At 59.1% G+C, this 19,831-nt stretch carries 19 protein-coding genes; 1 reads left to right on the top strand and 18 read right to left on the bottom strand.

The window, feature by feature from the left end; translation table 11 throughout:
• Positions 1 to 57: 57 nt before the first annotated feature.
• From ASC75_RS09635 to ASC75_RS09555, 18 genes are all read right to left on the bottom strand, one after another.
• Positions 58 to 1,164: an ABC transporter ATP-binding protein gene (locus tag ASC75_RS09635; RefSeq protein WP_055973790.1), complete on the bottom strand. Its 1,107-nt coding sequence runs from the start codon at positions 1,162 to 1,164 to the stop codon at positions 58 to 60.
• Positions 1,165 to 1,199: 35 nt separating this feature from the next.
• Entirely contained in the window at positions 1,200 to 2,009 is an 810-nt protein-coding gene (locus ASC75_RS09630) for an ABC transporter permease (protein WP_055973741.1), read from the bottom strand.
• Positions 2,006 to 2,863, bottom strand: a complete 858-nt coding sequence (locus ASC75_RS09625) for an ABC transporter permease (RefSeq protein WP_055973739.1) — start codon at positions 2,861 to 2,863, stop codon at positions 2,006 to 2,008. The genes ASC75_RS09630 and ASC75_RS09625 overlap by 4 nt, the downstream gene beginning before the upstream one ends.
• Before the next feature lie 44 nt (positions 2,864 to 2,907).
• Entirely contained in the window at positions 2,908 to 3,933 is a 1,026-nt protein-coding gene (locus ASC75_RS09620; protein WP_055973736.1) for an ABC transporter substrate-binding protein, read from the bottom strand.
• 107 nt (positions 3,934 to 4,040) lie between these two features.
• A complete protein-coding gene (locus tag ASC75_RS09615) occupies positions 4,041 to 4,976 on the bottom strand; it encodes a glyoxylate/hydroxypyruvate reductase A (RefSeq protein WP_055973734.1) in 936 nt (311 codons plus the stop codon).
• 340 nt (positions 4,977 to 5,316) lie between these two features.
• On the bottom strand, positions 5,317 to 6,597 hold the full coding sequence (locus ASC75_RS09610) for a TRAP transporter large permease (protein WP_055973732.1): 1,281 nt from the start codon (positions 6,595 to 6,597) through the stop codon (positions 5,317 to 5,319).
• Complete coding sequence (locus tag ASC75_RS09605) at positions 6,594 to 7,196, bottom strand: TRAP transporter small permease (RefSeq protein ID WP_156381177.1); 603 nt, start codon at positions 7,194 to 7,196, stop codon at positions 6,594 to 6,596. The genes ASC75_RS09610 and ASC75_RS09605 overlap by 4 nt, the downstream gene beginning before the upstream one ends.
• Before the next feature lie 74 nt (positions 7,197 to 7,270).
• Positions 7,271 to 8,269, bottom strand: a complete 999-nt coding sequence (locus tag ASC75_RS09600) for a TRAP transporter substrate-binding protein (protein WP_156381176.1) — start codon at positions 8,267 to 8,269, stop codon at positions 7,271 to 7,273.
• A gap of 33 nt (positions 8,270 to 8,302) precedes the next feature.
• Positions 8,303 to 9,403, bottom strand: a complete 1,101-nt coding sequence (locus ASC75_RS09595; protein WP_055973729.1) for a mandelate racemase/muconate lactonizing enzyme family protein — start codon at positions 9,401 to 9,403, stop codon at positions 8,303 to 8,305.
• A gap of 776 nt (positions 9,404 to 10,179) precedes the next feature.
• Complete coding sequence (locus ASC75_RS25940; protein WP_156381175.1) at positions 10,180 to 10,623, bottom strand: hypothetical protein; 444 nt, start codon at positions 10,621 to 10,623, stop codon at positions 10,180 to 10,182.
• 284 nt (positions 10,624 to 10,907) lie between these two features.
• Positions 10,908 to 11,906, bottom strand: a complete 999-nt coding sequence (locus tag ASC75_RS09590) for an asparaginase (protein ID WP_055973727.1) — start codon at positions 11,904 to 11,906, stop codon at positions 10,908 to 10,910.
• Positions 11,907 to 11,915: 9 nt separating this feature from the next.
• Positions 11,916 to 12,671: an amino acid ABC transporter ATP-binding protein gene (locus ASC75_RS09585; RefSeq protein WP_055973724.1), complete on the bottom strand. Its 756-nt coding sequence runs from the start codon at positions 12,669 to 12,671 to the stop codon at positions 11,916 to 11,918.
• A complete protein-coding gene (locus ASC75_RS09580) occupies positions 12,655 to 14,106 on the bottom strand; it encodes an aspartate ammonia-lyase (protein WP_055973721.1) in 1,452 nt (483 codons plus the stop codon). The genes ASC75_RS09585 and ASC75_RS09580 overlap by 17 nt, the downstream gene beginning before the upstream one ends.
• A gap of 8 nt (positions 14,107 to 14,114) precedes the next feature.
• Positions 14,115 to 15,128, bottom strand: coding sequence for an agmatinase (locus ASC75_RS09575; RefSeq protein WP_055973719.1), 1,014 nt, complete (start codon positions 15,126 to 15,128; stop codon positions 14,115 to 14,117).
• A 13-nt stretch (positions 15,129 to 15,141) separates the two neighbouring features.
• Complete coding sequence (locus tag ASC75_RS09570) at positions 15,142 to 15,963, bottom strand: amino acid ABC transporter ATP-binding protein (RefSeq protein ID WP_055973716.1); 822 nt, start codon at positions 15,961 to 15,963, stop codon at positions 15,142 to 15,144.
• The gene (locus ASC75_RS09565) at positions 15,960 to 16,682 is read right to left on the bottom strand and encodes an amino acid ABC transporter permease (protein ID WP_055973714.1); all 723 of its coding nucleotides are present in this window, start codon (positions 16,680 to 16,682) and stop codon (positions 15,960 to 15,962) included. Before ASC75_RS09565 ends, ASC75_RS09570 begins: the two co-directional genes overlap by 4 nt.
• Before the next feature lie 4 nt (positions 16,683 to 16,686).
• Complete coding sequence (locus ASC75_RS09560) at positions 16,687 to 17,346, bottom strand: amino acid ABC transporter permease (RefSeq protein ID WP_055973711.1); 660 nt, start codon at positions 17,344 to 17,346, stop codon at positions 16,687 to 16,689.
• Between the two features lie 177 nt (positions 17,347 to 17,523).
• Positions 17,524 to 18,366, bottom strand: a complete 843-nt coding sequence (locus ASC75_RS09555) for a transporter substrate-binding domain-containing protein (protein ID WP_055973784.1) — start codon at positions 18,364 to 18,366, stop codon at positions 17,524 to 17,526.
• A 317-nt stretch (positions 18,367 to 18,683) separates the two neighbouring features.
• Here ASC75_RS09555 and ASC75_RS09550 point away from each other — a divergent pair, with 317 nt between their 5' ends.
• On the top strand, positions 18,684 to 19,649 hold the full coding sequence (locus tag ASC75_RS09550; RefSeq protein ID WP_055973778.1) for a LysR family transcriptional regulator: 966 nt from the start codon (positions 18,684 to 18,686) through the stop codon (positions 19,647 to 19,649).
• Positions 19,650 to 19,831 lie beyond the last annotated feature (182 nt).

Genomic DNA, 19,831 nt, shown 5'->3' with positions numbered 1-19,831 from the left:
CTTTCTGCCGGCCAGGTTGCGCGACTGCCGACTATCCGCCTTGACCGGGCGAACCGTTCAGTTCGGATTGTCAGCCAGCAGAATGACCTGAGACAAATCAAAGGCTATCTGCGCCGGCATGCCTACGGGGACCCTGCCAACGACGTCGCCGCCGGGCAGCCGCATTTCGATCGGGCCTAGACCGTCAATGCGCAGGCGCGTGATGGTATGCGAACCCTGGTAGATGTGGGTCAGCACTTCGCCCGTGACCACGTTGCTGCCGGCGTCGGCGGACGTCGCCATGCGGACATGTTCGGGTCGCACGAACGCCTTCACCATCTCGCCAGAGCCGAATTTCCATTCGGGACGGCGCGGTGCGGTCATGCGGATATCGCCTATTGCCAGCGAGATCTCGCGATCTGACGCCTGGTAGATAGCCGCTGGCAAGGCATTGATCTCGCCGATGAACGAGGCGACGAACCCGTTGGCCGGATTGCTGTAGAGATCAATCGGCTCGGCCACTTGCTGGATCTGGCCACGGTTCATCACCACGATGCGATCGGAAAGGCTCAGGGCCTCACCCTGGTCATGTGTCACGAAGATCGTCGTCAGGCCCGTATTGCGGTGCATCTCGATCAGTTCGACCTGCATCTGGGCGCGCAGGCTCTTGTCGAGCGCCGACAAGGGTTCGTCCAGAAGCAGAACCTTGGGCTGGATGGCAATGGCGCGCGCCAGCGCGACACGCTGCTGCTGGCCTCCCGACAGTTGCGAGATACGCCGGCCTTCCATGCCCGACAGCTTCATCATCTCGATGGTCTGCATGACCTTCCGGGTTACTTCGCTCTTGGAGAACTTCCGCTGCCGCAGGCCGAAGGCCACGTTGTCGAAGACGTTCATGTGCGGGAACAGCGCATAGCTCTGAAAAACCATGCCTGTATCGCGGAGGTGGACGGGAACATTGGTGACGTCGACGCCACCGATGTGGATTGCACCGGCACTGGGGTCGATGAAGCCCGCCACCATGTTGAGCAAGGTGGTCTTCCCGCACCCGCTGGGTCCAAGCAGGGTGACGAATTCCCCGGCACGGATTGGCAGCGACACGTTGTTGACTGCGTGGAACGCGCCGAATGTCTTGCTCACAGCCTTGATCTCGACCGAGTGTTCGAGAGCTGTGATGGCGGTCATTTTTTGATGCATCATGGTGCTAAACCTCTAGCGCTTCAGCCGTTGTCGATTCCGAGAATTCGACGGAGGCCGAGGAAATGATTGGCGATGATCATGATGGCTGTTGTCGATAGGATCAGCAGCGCCGATATCGCCGAAATGGTGGGGTCCGCATATTCCCGGATGTAATTGTACATCGCCACAGGCAGCGTTTGCGTGCGGCTCGCCGTGACGTAGAGCGAAGCCGTGAACTCGGTCAGCGACAGGATCGCTGCGATGAGCCAGCCGCCTATCATGCCAGGCAATATCAGGGGCACGGTGATCTTGAACATCACCCTGGTGGGGGTAGCGCCGAGATTGGCCGCGGCGCGGGCGTAGTTCGGGTCGACATTGCTCAAAGAGACGAAGACCGCGCGCGTCACGAATGGTGTCACGAGCAGCAGATGGGCCATGACGATAACGGCAAATCCCTGCGTCAGGTTGAGATGGCTACCGAGCAGGAGGAAGCCAAATCCGGTGGTGAAATGCGGAACGATCAGAGGCGACCACAGCGCGGCTTCAAGAAGACCGCGACCACGGAAATTGTAGTGGAAGATCAGATAGGCAAAGCTTGATCCAAGCAGCATGGCGAGCGTCGACGACATCCCCATGACGATCAAGCTGTTCTTGAAGGCCGCCTGAAAATCCGGATAGGTCAGCGCCTTTTCATACCAGCGCAGCGAAAAGCCGCTTGGTGGAAACGCCATCACCTCGGTGGGGTTGAATGACGTCGCCACGACGACCACGGCAGGCAGCGTCATGTAGACCAGGATGGCGACCACAGCCGTCCAGAACAGAATGCTTCGCATGTTCGTACCCTTGCTCATGACGTCGCCATATTCTGCTCGAGGCGGGCCGTGAGGAGTTTCATCAATGCCAGGCTTCCAAGCGCGGCAAACAATGCGACCAGACTGAGAACCGCGGCAAAAGGCAGGTTGAATGACGAGAAGCCCTGGAGATAGACGACATTGGAAATCATCAACACCTTGCCTCCGCCTATCAATTGAGGTGTCGAGAAGGCGCTCATCGTCCAGGCAAAGACCACCACGAAGCCGGAGAGAATGCCTGGCAGAGTAAGTGGAATGGTGACCCACCAGAAAACCGTGTTGGGCGTGGCGCCGAGATTTGCCGCGGCCTTTTCGCAGTCACGATTAATCTGGCTGATCGCGGTCGCCAGCAGGATGATCATGACCGGCATGGCAAACTGCACCAGTGCGATGACGACACCCACCCGCGTGTACATGATAGGCACGGACCTATCGATGACACCCAGCGACTTCAGCGCCGTGTTGACGACACCGTCCGAGCCAAGCACCAGCATCCAGGAATAGGTGCGCACGATTTCGCCGGTGAACAGTGGCGTGATCGCCAGGACGACAAGCACTGACCGCACCCAGTTCCGCTCGGCGCGTACCAATGCAAACGAAATCGGGTAACTCAACAGCAGGGCGAAGAACGCCGTCGCAAAGCTCAGAATGAACGTGTCGAGCAAAACCCAATAATAGATGGGCCGATTGATACGGGTGAAATTCTCCAGCGTGAAGCCCCCGACATTCAGCGAACCCGGAACGAATTCGAGGAAGCTGTATTTCAGGACGTTGAACATCGCTGCGGCGAAAATCACCGCGACGAGCACCGCAGGAACGAGAAATTGCACGAAGAAGGGGCGCTGTCTGGTCATGGCCGTTGGGCAGCGCACACGGCGCTGCCCATCCTTTCAGCTGGTTACTGCATCATGTTTTCGGTGAACCAGGTCTTCCACTGCGGAAGAAGCTTGGCGTAGGTCGCATCGTCGAGCACGATGGCCTGGGTCTTCCACTGCTCGTCGGTGGTGAAGATACCCGGCAGTTTCGCCAACTCTTCCGATATCTTGGCCTTGCGGTTCATGGGCGAGCATTTGTGGAATTCACAGATCTCCTGCTGGACGATGGGGTCCAGCGCGACGTTGATGAACTCGTGCGCGGCATCCAGCTTCTTGGTTCCGGTGTTGATGCCCAGCGCACCGATGCCAACCACGGCCCCTTCCTTGGGGATGGCGATCTCGATCGGCAGGCCCTGCTCGATGAGGTGGTAGCCGTTGATCGACAACAGCACTTGCACAGGCGTCTCGCCGGTACGGATGAGATCCTGGCTGGTCGCGTCGGACTGGTAAAACGCCTTGATGTTGGGCTTCAGAGCAGTCAGCTTGTCGGTGGTGCTTTCCCAATCGGCCGGGCTCTTGCCTTCCATGACCGATGCGGCAATGACGATGTGGCTGGGATCAAAATCCGGCAGGCCCAGATTGCTTTTCATAGCATCGTCCCAGAGCACCTTCCATGAATCGATCTTGAAGCCGGCGGGCATGAGATCGGTGCGGAAGGCCGGCGAATAGACGTAGGAGTAGACACCCATCTCGTAGCCGCCTCGATCGCCTGCCGGGTAGAGGTCGGCGGCGTTCGGAATCTTGCTCATGTCGAGCTTCTCGAACAGGCCATCCGACTGGTAAAGGGCACCCACATGCGAAGTCGTGTAGGTTACGTCCGACTCAGGATTGCCCTTGGCGACCTTGGCCTTGGCCAGTCGATCAAGCGTACCGCCGGTAATGAACTCTACTTCCATGCCGGTTCGCTTGGTGAATTCCTTGGCGATGATGGCCGTGCCGTCCTTCCAGTTGCCGCCCCAAGTGCTGACGACCAGCTTCTCCTGTGCGATTGACTGTGTCGCCAACGATGCCAGCGCCACGGCACCGATGCCAATCCAGAAATTCTTCATTGCATGCTCCTCATTTTTTCATTGTTTGTTTATTGACACCATCGTTGTCAGGCATCGCGTTCCCCAGCGATGCGAGACAGCGCAAACCTCAGGGTTTTTCCCCGAATTTAGTAACCCCTTTGCGGATCGACCTGATGAAGGGGTGGTTCGCCGCGACGCACGCGCCTTATGCTCTCGGCCACATCGCGAACCGCTAGGGCCGGCACGGTGATGCTGGCCAAATGCGGCGTTATGAAAACATTGTCCAAAGCCCAGTATGGATGCTCGGGCGGCAGGGGCTCGGCACCGAAGACGTCAAGCGTTGCTTCGCCGATGGCACCCGATCTGAGCGCTGCCACCAGGGCCGCCTCGTCGACCACGGCACTGCGCGATACATTGATGAATTTGGCACCTGCGGGCATCAGCGCCAGTTCGCGAGCTCCCAGCAGAGCCTGTGTATCGTTTGTGGCAGGAAGCATCGAAACGAAGATTTCGCAGTCGCCAAGCAGGGTTTCGAGCGAGCCGCGCCCGGCATGACACTCAACGCCTGGAATGGTCTTCAACGTGCGCGACCAGCCGCGGACGTCATAACCCATGTCGGCAAGCGATTTGGCTGCGTGGGCGCCGAGTTCACCGAGGCCAAGGATGCAAACCTTGATTTCGGCGAGAGGGCGCGGATGGACATAGTGCCACTGACCCCGCTGCTTGGCGCGCTCGAAGATGTGCATGTCGCGGGCATAACGGGTCACCGCGAAGATGACATAGCTCGTCATCAACGACACCATGCCGGGGTCGGAAAGGCGGGTGATCGGGACCGGCACGAGGTCGTCGCGGTTCAACAACGCATCCACCCCGGCACCGAGATTGGTCAAGAGCTTGAGATTGCTGAAGCGCCGAAAGAAGCCCTTGGGCGGCAGCCATGCCAAAGCGTAGTTTATTTCGGCGGGATCGCCGACGTCAGGGTCGATGCGGAAATCCAAATCCGGAAGTTCGCTAGCTAGAGCATCCCGCCAAGCCGTTGGGTCATCCACTGGACTGTAAAAGACGAGCGCATCACGCTTCATGCTAAACCCTTTTGCCGGGATCGGTCGCGATTTTGCCACCATGGATGGGCCTTTGTTAAAGCCTATCGAGGCCTGCAAATTGCACCAATCTATCGAAGATGGCTGGTTAACGATGTGACGCAGCGTGACCTTTGAAAAGAACTTTTAGTCGTTCCTTTGGATTGGATATTCCGATCCTGTCGCTGCCAGGCACAACTGGTGAGTGGGAACGCAGCGAAATCAAGCCGGTGCGCTGCGAGCGGCGACAATAGAAGTCAACGCAACCGCCCATCGTGCAATGCCTAGCTGGCCGGTCGGCTCGGGAGCGATACGCCCCCGAGCCCTGCTGATGCGCGATTTCTCAGTCCCTAGCCACTGACGGAAGCCAGGTTGCCAGTTCCGGAACGGCCATCAGCACCAGCGTAAAGGCCAGCGTCACGATGAAAAACGGCATGTTGGCCCGGAACACCTTGAGCTGATCGCACTTGGCAATGCGCCCGGCAATGATGAGCGACATTGCCACAGGTGGAGTAACCTGGCCGATCACCACCGCCATCACCATCAGAACGCCGAAATGCAACAGGTCGATATCGAACGCGATGAGGGTCGGCAGGAGTACGGGCACAAGGACCGGGATCAGCGGATCGAGGAACATGCCGGCGATGATGGCGATGACCATCAAGGCGCACAGGCGTAAGAAGAGGCTGTCGCCGATGGCTAGCACGTCGATGAAGGAAGCAAGCGTGGCCGGAATATGCGCGGCCGAAAGGACCGACCCCAACGCAGCCGAGAGGCTGACGATCAGGAGCAATTCTCCGGACAACTGCACGGCCGCCACGGTGGCCCGGTAAAGACCCATCCAGTCGATCGAGCGATAGACGAACAGCGCCAGGAAAGCGGCATAAACCGCGCCGAATGCTCCGGCTTCCGACGGCGTGAAGATCCCCAAGACCAGACCGCCAACGATGATGCCCGGCATGCCAAAGGCGAGGCTGGCGGAAAGGGCCGCACGCCTGATCTCTGCCAGGGAGAAGCGGCCGAATGTCGGATAGCCGTTCTTGTGCGCCAGATAGCCGACAGTGATCATGAACAGGATGCCAAGGATAACGCCAGGAATAAGTCCGGCTAGGAACAGCGCGCCAAGCGAGGTTCCCGTAACCGCCGAATAAAGGATCGCAGGCGAACTCGGGGGGATCAATGGACCGACGCCGGCGGATGACGCGCTGACAGCCGCAGCAAAGGGTGCGCTGTAGCCCTCCTTCTTCATTTCCGGAATGAGGATCGAGGCGCTACCGGCAAGGTCCGCAGTAGAGGAGCCTACCATGCCACCAAAGAAGATGCTGGTCAGCACGTCGACCTGTGCGAGGCCGCCCTTCATCCAGCCGACCAGCGATCGGGCAAAATTGAACAATTTGCCGGATATCCCGCCTGCGTTCATATAGATGCCCCCAAGCACGAAGAGCGGGAACGAAATGAGCGTATAGCTGCTCATGCCAGCGACCATGTTCTGTGGCAGGACGAGGCCCCATTGGCTGCCGAGGACAATGCTGATGGTAACGGCGATCATCAGCGCAGCAATCATGGGAACGCCTGCGACCAGGAAGGCCACAAGCGAAGCGATGCCTATTGAAGCGCCGATCATGATAGTCCCCCTGCATTGGCACCGGTTTCGCCTGGATCGACCGCGTCGTTGCGACGGAAATGGCCGATCGCCTCGGCAAGGAAGGCAAGACAGATCAGCCCAGCGCCGATGCACATCGCCGAGGTGAACCAACCCTTCGACACCGACAGATAGACTGAGCGATCCGCCCCGAAGAGCGAAAGATAGTTGAACGATACCAGCGCCAGATAACCGAAGGCGACGGTGGAAAAAAGTTCAGTGCAGACGAGCAGGAGCCGGCGCGAACGCGGCTTGAGCTGGTCGATCAAGAAGCCAATGCGGATGATCTCCCGCCTGCGCACCGACAAGAACATGCCGAGCATGGCGAGCCAAGGCACCAGGGCGATGACGACCTCGTCCGCCCATATGATCCCGCTATTGAGAGTGTAGCGCAGGAAGGCATTGGCGAACACCAGCAGGGTGATGGTTGCGAGGACCAGCACGCCCAGGAACTCCACCACGCCGTTTATCCATTTGTCCGCCGTGGTTTCATCGACCGGACCTGCAAGCTCGGCCTCGATCGAGGCCTTGGTGATGGCGTGCGCAAGATCGGCACGCAGTTCGCTGTCGCGAACGGTCATGGAATCTCCTCCCAGGAATTGGCAAGATCGCTTGGCTGGCGCCGTCGCCTTGCGACGACGACGCCACCCGATGATCACTTCGCGGCGGCAGCCTCGAGCACGGCCTTGGTAAGGTCGGCTCCGGCGATACCCTCCACCGAGGCGTAGATCGCCGCGGAATCGGCCTGGAATGCCGGCCGGTCGATCTCGTTGATCGCGATCTTTCCGCCAGCCTTGAGCTTGTCGAGCAGATCTCGGTCCTTTTGCTCGCCGATCTTGCGAAGCTCCACCGCTGCGTCAGCCGCGGCTTCCTTGACCAATGTCTTTTGAGCGTCGCTCAGGCTGTCGAATTTCGAGCCGTTCATCACCAGGGTAACCGGCGTGTAGACATGGTTGGACAACGACAGATAGGCCTGCACCTCATGCATCGAATTCGAAACGATGTCGTTGAGCGGGTTCTCCTGGCCGTCGATGGTCCCACTTTGCAGGGCAAGATAGATTTCGCCGTAATTCAGCGAGACCGGCGTGGCACCGAACGTCTTGAACGTCAGCATGCGCGCCTGGCTGCCTGGAACCCGCAATTTCACACCTCTCAAGTCTTCTGGCTTGGTGATCGGGCGGACATTGTTGGTAATCTGGCGGAACCCCATTTCGCCGAACGCCAGCACTTCCACACCAGCCTTGGCCCGCATGGACTGGCGAAGCTTTTCGCCGATCTCGCCATCGAGCAAACGGGCAACATCGCCGCGATCGCCAAACAGGAAGGGAAGTTCGAACACGGCCCAGGACGGATCGAGCTGCACGGCGTCGGACCCCATCGGAGTGACGTCGATCTGGCCGGTGCGGATCTGCTGCAGATGGACATTCTCGTCGCCCAGCGCCGCACTGTGATGAAAATCGCCTTTGAGGTCATCGCCCAGCTTGGCCTTGAGCTTGTCGGCCATGGTCTGCAGGAGCAGTGTGTCCATGGTCGCGGCGGGTGAAGGACTGGACATCCTCAGCGTCAGCGTCTCCGCGCTAGCTGGTGCGGCAAACAAGGCCGCTCCGAGCAAGAAAAGACCGCTTCCGGTGACACGCTTTACGATATTGAGCATTTCAGTTCCCCATTTTTTGCTTTCTTGAAATGTCTAAAGGTACTTCTGGACGAGCGTTTCCTTGAGCCTTTCGCGGTTGAGAGTGACGCCGAAGCCGGGCGCGTTCGGAATGGCGACCCGACCGTTCTCCGCCTTGGGCGCGTCGATGAACATCTGTTCCTCGACCTGCTCCGACCCGAGATGGATTTCTGCCAATGTGCCGTTGCGGAAGCCGGCTACGTGATGCAGGCACCAGATGCCGCCGCCGCCGGCGTCGGACAAAGGCTTGTTGTAGGCCTGGGCAAGATGGGCGACCCTGCGGGTCTCCGTCATACCGCCATTGTACATGCTGTTGGGCATGAAGATGTCTATGGCATCGTGCTCCACCCACTCCCGGAAGCGAAGCACATGGCCATCCATTTGGCCGGCCGAGAACGGGATCGTCGTGCGCTTGCGCAGCATGCCGAGGTCGCGAGCATCGACCCGGCGCAGCGGATCTTCGAACCAGGCGATGTTGTAATCCTGTATCATCGGACACAGGCGCATCGCGTTTTCGGCGTTGAGGCTCTCGTTAGCATCGACCGCAAGCAGGATGTCGTCGCCGATTGCTTCGCGTACCATGCGCACACGCCGGGCATCCTCAACCACGCCGCCCTTGGAACCCACGAGCATCTTGAGCCGTGTGTGTCCCTTGCCGATCAAGCGGCGCGCCATCTCGATCAACTCGTCCGTGCTATAGGCGAGGAACCCATAGGTCACATAGGCGTCGGCGTAGTCCTTGTGTCCGCCCAGCAGTTGCGCGACGGTGCGGCCACTCTGCTTGCCGATAAGGTCCCACAACGCCAGATCGACACACGACGATGCAGAAAGATTGATGCCAGTCATCTGACCGCGTTCCGAAAGGATCGGCTGCAATCGGGCATGGATCAGTTCGAGGTCGCGTGGGTCCATGCCCATGATGGCCGGGGCGATGTGATGGGCGACGATACCGGCCACGCCGTGCCAGAGAAACCGCGACGCCATGCCGAAGCCTACGTGCCCGTCGTCGGTTTCGATCTCGCATATGATGCGATAGTCATCCTCGATAGGCTTGTTGATGATCGGGACGAAGTTCTTGAAAGCGTGGATGCTGACCCGGATATCCTTGATTTTCATACTTGTTTTCTACCCTTTCAAATATTATTTGAATGATTGAGGATGAGCGGGTACGGATCCCCATCTGTCTTCTGAGAAGACCATCATTCAGGATCAGAGCTAGCAACGATATATTTCCAATCCAAAAGATCGGAATTCTTAACCTTCGCCTCCTTATTTGCGAACTTGTTGGAGGCTGAAAAGCTGACCGGCTTGCTTTAGACGCGGCGGCCCGCAAGACTGCGCCAAGTCCCCCTGGACAAGACCAACAGTGTCGGGGCCGACACAGCCTGCAGGTCGGCAACCAATAAGACTTCATGGAGAAGCAAGGCTTTGTCGGCGGATCCATCGCAGGAACCGACCGGCAGGCCGATTCCCGAACCACCCGGCGCGCCAACAATGTCAGGTCGAAGGGCCACTCGCACGTCGAGCATGTCTTCGCCGAGTTAAGAGGTTATGGGGTCGTCATTTGAAGGTGCCGCACAGGCCACGACGAAGTCTGGCAGCTTGGCCTCGTATTGCGGGGAACACGAAGAAGATGCAGATTTATGATAGATTCTTTGGACTACTATTGATCTCAACGTACCTATCTGAAAACAGCTCTAATTTCTAAAAACATTACCCTAATTCGCCTGAGTATACGTGCAGTTATACTTTCTCCGAATTGGACTTTTCTGCGATTTGACGGACCCTTTTTGCAAGCACGCTTGCCAGCTGATGCCAGAATCTCGTCATCACCGGGCTTCATAGAAATCATATTCGCTCTCCAATTAGGCGCTTTATCCTGCTATCCTCTTCTAGAACCCGAGATAATTTGGCGTCGTAGAATCAAATTTGTCCGGCTCAGCATCATATAAACTTCGTTTTGATGCATTTCCGAGCACGCTATACGCATAATCAAAGTGATATTTCAGACCAAAAACCTTCACTATCAGACCACTTATTCCACAATCAGGCAGATTTGAAACTTTTGTTACATAAGCGTTACTGATTTCATCAGGTGTCGCATTTCGCCCAACACCTAAGACCTCGTATAAAGCTGTACCTGTCATCACTTTGACTCGAAGCTCGAAATAATCCACGCTGACGTTGAACCCCCTGCGTAAAATTACAAAACACCTTTTCCGAACCAGTAACTCAAGAATCCTGATGCAGGCCCAGTTGCCAGATCGTTCGACAAGTGACGTGCCCAAACAGCCGCTAACCACAACAAAGGCCGAGCAAAAGCGGCGCGCATTCATCAGGACAAACTCCAGCCCCAACGCGCCCAACGATGCTGCAAAATCCTTGCCTGGACGCCCTAGAGTTGCGCTTGCATAAAACGTTCAACGGTTCATCCTGACCTTCTCGACCTTTAGCGCGCAGTTCAAAACGCTCTGTGCTTCCCCATCTCCTGTGACGGCAGGGAAAGTAGCGCTGCAGCTGGGCAAGGCCTTCACTCCTTCGCTTCTGAGGAAGCGTCCCTCGCGGGTACTGATCAGCGATCAGTCCGCCTGCCTTGGATCCTTTGCATTGTTCTTCGAAGCTACCTGCCAAACTGTTCGAAGAGATCAGCGATCTCTCCCATCGGTTTGTTGGCCAACGCCAAGCACAACAGGACCCGCGCCTTCGGGCCGCGCAGGCGCCCGGCAAAAAACGCCCCGGCATCCTCAAGGTCCCGTCCGCCACCGTCGCCATAAAGCGGGAGCACCCGGCCTTCGGGACAGCGGGAAGCGACAACGGTGACAATGCCCTTTTGGCTTGCCCGGGCTACCGCTGCGACGACCGCAGGAGTAGCGTTGCCGCGGCCGAATGCCTCGAGCACGATGCCGCGAGCGCCCGACGCCACTGCGGCGTCAAACAGGCGGCTGTCAGCCCCCATCGCAAGGGTGATCAGATCGACGCGTGGCTCGATAAGTTCGGCCTTGATTCTCGGATAGCCCGAAAGCCGCCTGGTGATCAGGACCGCACCGTGGTCGACCTCTCCCAGCGGCCCGAAAGCGCTTGAATCGTATGCCGCCAAGCGCGAGGTATGCACCTTGGTGGCATCTATGGCGGCCAGCACCTTGCCAGCGAACACGACCAGCGAACCGAGGTCGCGGGCATCGGGCGACGCAGCCACGGCGATGGCATCTGCAAGGTTACGGGGTCCGTCCGCATCGGGCTGGTCGGCGCCACGCTGAGCACCGGTGAAGGCGACCGGTTTGGGTGACGAAACTACAAGGCCAGCGAGGAAGGCACTTTCCTCCAGCGTATCGGTGCCGTGGGTGACAACACATCCGCTGATCGTGTCGTCCCTGAGCCATTTGTCGATCTGGCGTGCCAGGCGGAACGACGTATTTAGGTCGATGCGGTTGCTGCCGACATTGCTGAACTCCTCAACGACAACATCCACGTCAGGCGCGAGCATACCGAGCGTCGACAGCAATTCCTCACCGGTGGCAACGCTTATCAAGGCGTTTTCGTCCGGATCGTAACGCGAGGCAATGGTGCCGCCCGTCGAGACGACCAGGACCTTTTGCCCGCTCCTTCGATCTGTTTTCATTGCCCTCGCCTAGTGCAGGATCTGACTGAGGAAAAGCCGCGTGCGGTCGTGCTTCGGCGCGTCGAAGAAGACAGATGGTTCGGCGCTTTCGACGATCTGGCCGCGATCCATGAAGATGACACGGTCGGCGACACGGCGCGCAAACCCCATCTCATGGGTGACGCAGATCATGGTCATGCCTTCTTCGGCCAGGCCCACCATCGTGTCGAGAACCTCCGTCACCATTTCCGGGTCGAGCGCGGACGTCGGTTCGTCAAAAAGCATCACCTTCGGGTTCATGCAAAGGGATCGCGCAATCGCGGCGCGCTGCTGCTGCCCACCGGAAATCTGCGAGGGGTACTTGTGCGCGTGATCCGAGATCCTGACGCGCGAGAGATATCGCATGGCGGTTTCATTAGCGGCCTTTCGGCTAAAACCGCGCACCGACATCGGCGCAAGCGTGCAGTTTTCGAGGATAGTCAGGTGAGGAAAGAGATTGAAGTGCTGGAAGACCATTCCAACTTCTCGACGCACCTCATCCACCGACTTTGCATCGTCAGTAAGCGCGATGCCGTCGACGACGACCTGGCCGCTCTGATACTGCTCGAGGCGGTTGAGACAGCGGATCAATGTCGATTTGCCGGACCCCGACGGGCCGCAGATGACCACGCGCTCGCCCTTGGCCACGTCGAAATCGATGTCTTTGAGCACCTGGAACTGTCCGTACCATTTGCTGACCGAGCGCATCAAAACCGCGGCATCGGATGCTTTAGCCGGCATTTGCATTGATCAGCCCCTCGCTTGGAATTTCGTGCGGCACGGCCATGCTCAGGGGATCGAGCAGGACGTCCAGTGCGACGGCATCCAGGCCGAGCGACACCGCGACCTCCTTGACGGTCCGGCCGGACGCAAGCGCCTGCTTGGCGATATCGGCGGCCTTGGCATAGCCGACCACCGGCACGAGTGCGGTAGCCAGCGAGATGCTGCCTTGGGCCCCGGCGCGGCAGCGTTCGACATCCGCCTCGATACCCGCCACGCATCGCTCGGCAAGATTGGTCATGGCCCGCCCGAGCAGGCGCATTGAAGTCAGCAGGTTGTAAACGATCAGCGGCTCGAACGCGTTGAGCTGCAGCTGTCCGCCCTCAGCGGCCATGGTGACGGCGAGGTCGTTACCGATGACCTGGTAACATACCTGGTTGACGGACTCGGGAATGACCGGGTTGACCTTGCCGGGCATGATCGACGATCCGGGCTGGACCGCCGGCAGGCGGATTTCGCCAAGTCCGCTGCGCGGCCCGCTCGAGAGCAGCCTCAGATCGTTGGCAATCTTGGAAAGCTTGACCGCGATCCGTCGCAAGATGCCGGAGAATGTCACGAAGGCACCGGTGTCCCAGCTCGCCTCCAGAAGGTTGCTGGCGGCCTTCAACTCAAGGCCTGATATCTTCGACAGCTCGACGATGGCCCGTTCGGCATAGGCGCGTGAAGCATTGATCCGGGTGCCGACGGCGGTTCCGCCAAGGTTCACTTCCTGGAAGAACGAGGCGACCTCCTCCAGCCGGGCTGTATCTTCCCTCAGTGTCGCGGCAAAGGCTTCGAATTCCTGGCCAAGAGTGATCGGGACAGCATCCTGCAGCTGGGTGCGACCAATCTTGACCGTTGTCGAAAACTCGCGCCCCTTCACCTCGAAGGCAGAGATCAGCTTGGCCAAGGCGGTCTGAAGGTCGGAGCAGCTGAGCACCAGCGCCAGCCGAACCGCGGTCGGATAGACGTCGTTGGTCGACTGAGACATGTTCACATCGTCGTTGGGATGGATCGTCTCGTATTCGCCCTTTGGTCGCCCCAGATGCTCAAGCGCGCGATTGGCAATCACCTCGTTGGCATTCATGTTGCTTGAGGTGCCGGCGCCGCCTTGGAAGACGTCCACGACGAACGGGTTCATCAGCTGTCCGTCAATAACGTCGTCGCATGCCCTGACGATGGCCCCGAATTTCGGCTCGGGAAGCTGCCTCGCGACATGGTTGGAAATGGCCGCTGCCTTCTTGACCATGGCCAGCGCGCGGACCAGCGTCGGAAAGTGGCTGAGCGCGATGTCGGAAAGCGAGAAATTCTCGACAGCCCGCAGCGTCTGGATGCCAAAATAGGCGTCAATGGGGACATCCCGTTCGCCCAGCGAATCGCGCTCGCGCCGTGTGCGCGAGCGATTGTCTTCGTGCCCGGTCATGGTCGATCTCAGGCCACTTCGTGCGCCGGCTTTGCGGCCTTTGCAGTGTTCGCTTCGAGCTCCGATCTGGTGCCGAAATAATCGGCGCGAACCGCGGCGCCGATCAGGTTGACGAAGAACCGTCCGGCCGAGATCGCAGTGAGCTGGTTGACGTCCTTGGAAGGCGTGATCTCGACGATGTCCATGCCAACGACGCGGCCCTTCTTCACCAAGCCGTGCAGCAGCTTGCGGGTCTGGGCGTAGGTCACGCCAGCCAGTGCGGGACCGGCGACGGCCGGCATCACCGAAGGATCGATGCCGTCGGCGTCGATGGTGATGTAGTAACGGCCGCCATCGGGGATACGGTCAAGGATGGCGTCCATGCCGACGTCGTGCAACTCGTATGCGGTGATGATGTTGGACCCGTAGGCCTTGGCCGCTTCGTATTCTTCCGGACGCGCCGTGCCCTGGGCGCGGATGCCGATCTGGAAGATGTCCTTGACATGGGCCATCTCCGAGGCACGGCGGATCGGGCTGGACAGGCCGTCATGCACGCCGTTGATCTGGTCACGCCAATCGAGATGCGCGTCGATCTGGATCAGCGTGATCGGGCCCTGATCGTCATACGCGCGCAGGACCGGAATGGGGATGCCGTGATCACCACCAATGATCAGGGGCAGCGCGCCGGCGGCCAATATCTTGCGAACCGCTGCTTCCGCATTGCGATAGTGAGCGCCTGGATCCTTGGGATCGCCAACGACGTCACCGCAATCCACGGCCTTGATGGCACGGTCGTCATACAGCGGCCCGCCGACGTCGAAATCATACCTGTCGAGGTTGCGGACGGCGCGGTCGGTCGCCTGGCGCACGGCGGTCGGTGCACGCGTCTGGTCATTGGTCACTTCGTCGATGGTATAGGCCGAGCCGTAGGGGATGCCGAGGAACGCGATATGCGCATCCAGCGTGTCGAGATCGGTGTGCACCTTGGAATAGAGCATGCTTGTATGGCCATGCTTGGGCGCGGAAGTGAGCTGTGCTGTCATTTCGCTGTCCTTCTCAGTGGATTGGCTGTTCGGCTGCAGGCGACGAACCGTTGCTTGCCGGTTGTTCGGATGTGATCTGCGAGAGGAATTCACGCAGACGAGGATTGGTCGGGTTGGAAAGTACGTCGTTCGACGGACCGGCTTCGGCAACGTAGCCTCGGTCGAGAAAGACGACCCGGTCCGCGACATGGCGCGCAAAGCCGATTTCATGGGTGACGATGACCATCGTCATGCCGGAGTCGGCGAGTTCACGAAGGAACAATAGGACTTCCTTGACGATTTCAGGATCGAGCGCCGAGGTCGGCTCGTCGAACAGCATCAGCTCCGGTCCCATGGCCAGCGCACGCGCGATCGCGACGCGCTGCTTCTGGCCGCCTGAAAGCGAAGAGGGGAACATATGAGCCTTGTCCCGCAGCCCAAACCGCTGCAACAGCGCAAGCGCCTGTTCTTCGGCTTCCGCACGTGGTCGTTTCTGGACTTTGATGGGGCCCTTCACGAGGTTTTCCAGAACGCTGAGATGCGGCCACAGATTGAACTGCTGAAAGACGAAGCCCATCTTCGGACGCATGCGGTCGATCTCGCGATGCGACTGCATCCTCAGCTTTCCGTCCGTCCTCCGCTCCCTGCCGATATAGGCGCCGGCAACTTCAACAAGTCCGCTGTCGGGCGTGGTGAGGTGGTTGATGCAGCGCAGGAGCGTGCTCTTGCCGCAACCGCTGGGACCGATAATACAGACGACCTCGCCTGCCGCGACATCGAAGCTGATATCGCGAAGAGCCACCGCACCACCGAAGCTTTTGGCCAGATTAGATACCTTGAGAAGGGTCTTGGTCATGCCGGCCTCCGTGCGCCGATCAAAAGATACTTGTCCGCCAGACTGCTCCGCGCCTGGTGAGCCCCCTGAGCGGCGCCAAACGCCCTCTCCGCGCGGTGCATGAAATGGGCAAAGATCGCGGTGACAACCCAGTAGACGGCTGCGGTGGTCAGGAAGACTTCGAACGGGGCGAAGGTTTCGCCCTGGACGACGAGCCCTTGGTAGGTCAGCTCCGCAACGGTAATCGCGCTGAGCACCGAGGTTTCCTTGACCATCGAGATGCTGGTGTTGGTCGAAGGCGGCACCAACAGGCGCACGGTCTGTGGAGCCACGATTTCCCAAAGGCCCTGGAAATAGGACATGCCGATCGCCCGAGCCGCCTCCATCTGCCCCTTCGGCACAGCGAGGATCGCGCCGCGGATGATCTCGGCGAAATACGAACTGGCAAAGAAGGCGAGCGCGATCGTGCCGACGATGGCTTCGGGCAGGCGAAGGTTGAAGAACGGCAGGCCGTAGAAAAACAGGTAGAGCACGACGATGAAGGGGATGTTGCGGAACCACTCGACATATGCAGTGGCGATCCAGCGCAAGGTCCGGCGATGCGACAGCGCCATCAGCGCGATCGGCATGGAGATCAGGAACCCCGCTGCGACGGCAGCGACCGCGATGACGATCGTCAGCCATGTGCCGCGCGCGAAAAGCGCCCAGTTGTCGAGAATGACATTAAAGTCGAAGGCCATGACTTTATCCTCTGCGCGCGGCGAAGCGCGTCTCCAGAATCCTGCCGCTCTGGCTGATGACGAAGTTCACCGCAAACAGGATGATCGCTGCGGCGAGCAGGGTTTCGAGCGGCCTGAAGGAGGCGTTGGCCACCTGCTGCGCGGTTCGCAACACTTCCACCACCGTGATCACCGACAGCAGGGCTGTGCCCTTGACGATGGTGGTGAGTTCGTTGACCAACGGCGGCATGATGCGGATGTAGAGCTGCGGCAGGATTACCTTGGTCCAGATGACCTTGCCTTTGATGCCGAGGGCGATCGCTGCTTCGACAGGACCGGAATCCATGCCGGACAATCCTCCGCGCATGATCTCGGTGATAAATATCGAGCTGTTGAACGCGATGGCCAGGATGCCTGCCTGAATCGGCGACAAGTCGAGGCCGAGAGCCGGCAGGCCGTAGTAGAATAGGAATATCTGCACGAGGATCGGTGTTCCCCGTATGAAGCTGATCACCACGCCGATCGCTGCATTGAGCGGCATGATGCCAAGCGTGCGCAGGATCGTAAGTGTCGTCCCGCCGATCAAGGCCAGAAGCATGGCGACAAGGGAGATCGCCAGATTGGTGCCCATGGCCGGCAGGAGCTGGGGAAAGGCGCCGCCCAGGGCGGCAACGCTGAAGTCCATCGTCGGTTTCCTTCGACGTCGGGGTGGATGGCTGGCCTACAGCGCCCCACGTCCTGTTGAGCACACCAAGGACGCTGTAGGATCTTGGATTTGTGCATGGTTCCGTTCGAAGATCGTTTCCGATTTTCGTGGTCATGCCGGTCCCGGGCCTTTGGCGTCGGGACAGCAGGGAGGCGTTTAGCGAGCGCCCTCTGGCAGGTAGCCCTTCTCAGGCAGATCGTAAGTCATGCCGAGCCACTTTTGCTGCAATTCGGCCAACTTGCCGCTCTTCTTGAGTTCGAGGATCGCTGCATTGACAGCATCGCGCAGGTCCTGGTCCTCGGGGCGAACGACCCATGCATTGTAGCTCGGTACCACCGCAGCCTTGCCGACCAGTTCGAAGACGCCGGGGCGCTCGTTCATCAGATTCTGCAGGACCGGCAGGCCGGCAAGTGCAGCGTCTGACGTGCCATTTGCGACCGCAAGGAATGAGTCATTGAATGTTGGAAACAGCTTGAGGTCGGCAAAGCCTTCACCGCTGGCCTTCAGGCGCTCATCCAGGGCCTTGGCAACCGGATCGACCGCCGAAGCAAGCTGCGTCGACACGACCTTGCCCTTCAGGTCTTCGACCGTCTTGATGTCGGCATTGCCGATCTTCTTCATGGCATAGGCGGTGCTGTCGGCAATAGGCAAGGTGTAGGCGTAGCGCTTGGCCCGCTCCGGGTTGATGCCAACCGAGGTGGCCACGAAATCGAACTTGCCGGCAATGAGCCCTGGCAGGATGCCCTGGAACGGCAGGTCGAGCTGCTCGACCTCAACGCCCCATTGCTTGGCTATCTCATCCAGCAGATCTTTGCCGAAGCCGACGATCTGGCCGTCTTTGACGAATTCGAAAGGCGGATAGGCAGCCTCGGTTCCAACGGTAACCTTCTTCGTCCGCTGGATCTTCTCAAGCGTGGTCTCGGCCAAGCTGGGTGCGGCATAAGAAACTGCGCAGGCCAGGCCAAGCGCTGCAATTCCGAACATGCGTCTGGTAAGCATTTGGTTCATTCCTCCAAAAAAACCGATGGGCGTTGGAATATTAGAGACGGGTGTTGGGCGCAAACATAATGAATCCACCGCATCTCCTGGAAACCGCCATCGTCCCCGCGCCGGCGTTGGATGGACGCCGTGTCGGCACTTGTGAGTGCAAAAAATTACACTGCAATTACAATCTATTACTCTCACCCATCGCATAGGCTGCTGCGAAATGTTTCGCATTGGGGCGGAGGTTGACGATTACCGACATTTCTGACTAACATGATCCATATTCATAGTAGTGGCGTGCAATGGTGACGAACTCGACTGCGCACAACCAGATGGTGGTTAGCCGGTTGGGCTTTGACCTTCAGTCTCTGGAGATTTTCACCACTGTTTGCAGGACAGGCAGCATGACTGCCGCTGCGGCCCAGGCCGACCTGACACAATCGGCAGTCTCGCGGCAGATATTGAACCTGGAGCGACGTCTCGGTGTTTCGCTGATCGAGCGTGGATCGCGACCGCTCAAGGCAACTCTGGCCGGACAAAAGCTGGTCAATGTTGCCGAGCGGCTGATTGCCGAAGCGTCTGCGGTCCGCGCGCAGTTGCAGAGCGCAGACGTCCGGATGATCCCGCAGCTGCGCCTGGGCCTGATCGACTCGCTGTCCGATCCGCTGGTTCCAATACTGATAAAAGCGCTTCGCGACCGTGTCGGCTCGATCTCGGTTGCGACAGGATTCATGGAACCGCTGCGCCAGCGGCTGCTCAAGCGTGAACTCGATGCGGTGATCTCGGCCGATCCATTCGACGATGTCGACGGTTTCGAACGGTTTGAGCTGTTTCAGGAGCAGTTCGTGGTGCTTGTGTCTCGCGGGGAGCCGCCTTTTGGGGATGAAAGCGAGTTCCGCAGCTTCGCCACCCGTTTTCCTATGATCCGCTCAGGCAGCACCACCGGAATCGCCCAACGGGTCGAGCAACATTTTCGCAGGATGAGACTGGACGTGCCCCAGGCGTTCTCTTGCGACACGATTGAATCGATCGTCAGTCTTGTTGCCTCAGGCGTAGGGTGGTCGATCCTGACACCTGTGTGCGTCAGGAAGTGCATTTCGCTGGCACCCGCAATCCAGGTGCTCCAACTCCCTGGAGCGGGGTTCTCGCGACACATTTATCTTGTTGTCAGGCAAGGCGAGATGGGCAGCTTCGCAAAGCAACTTTCGACAATCTGTCGTCGCGCTGTGCAGAAGAGCTACATGCCGCCGCTTGTAGCGGTAGCACCATGGATGGTGGACGCGATTACGGTTGCTTGATGTCAGAGCGACAACGCAGCTAAGTTCGATCGAAGCATGTGGTAAACTCGCAGCCGCATGCAGCGCACGAGGCGTCGTGCAGGGACTTGCCTTCCAGGCGCTGGAGGAGTTTCCCCAAACGTTGTGACAAGCCGCCGCCGCTGGGCAAACCAAAGCCGGAGAGCCAGCACGATTTTTTCGCG

Source organism: Aminobacter sp. DSM 101952, assembly GCF_001424795.1.
Lineage (GTDB): Bacteria > Pseudomonadota > Alphaproteobacteria > Rhizobiales > Rhizobiaceae > Aminobacter > Aminobacter aganoensis.
The sequence above is the reverse complement of the archived record's forward strand: the minus strand, read 5'-3'. Positions and strand labels throughout refer to the sequence as shown.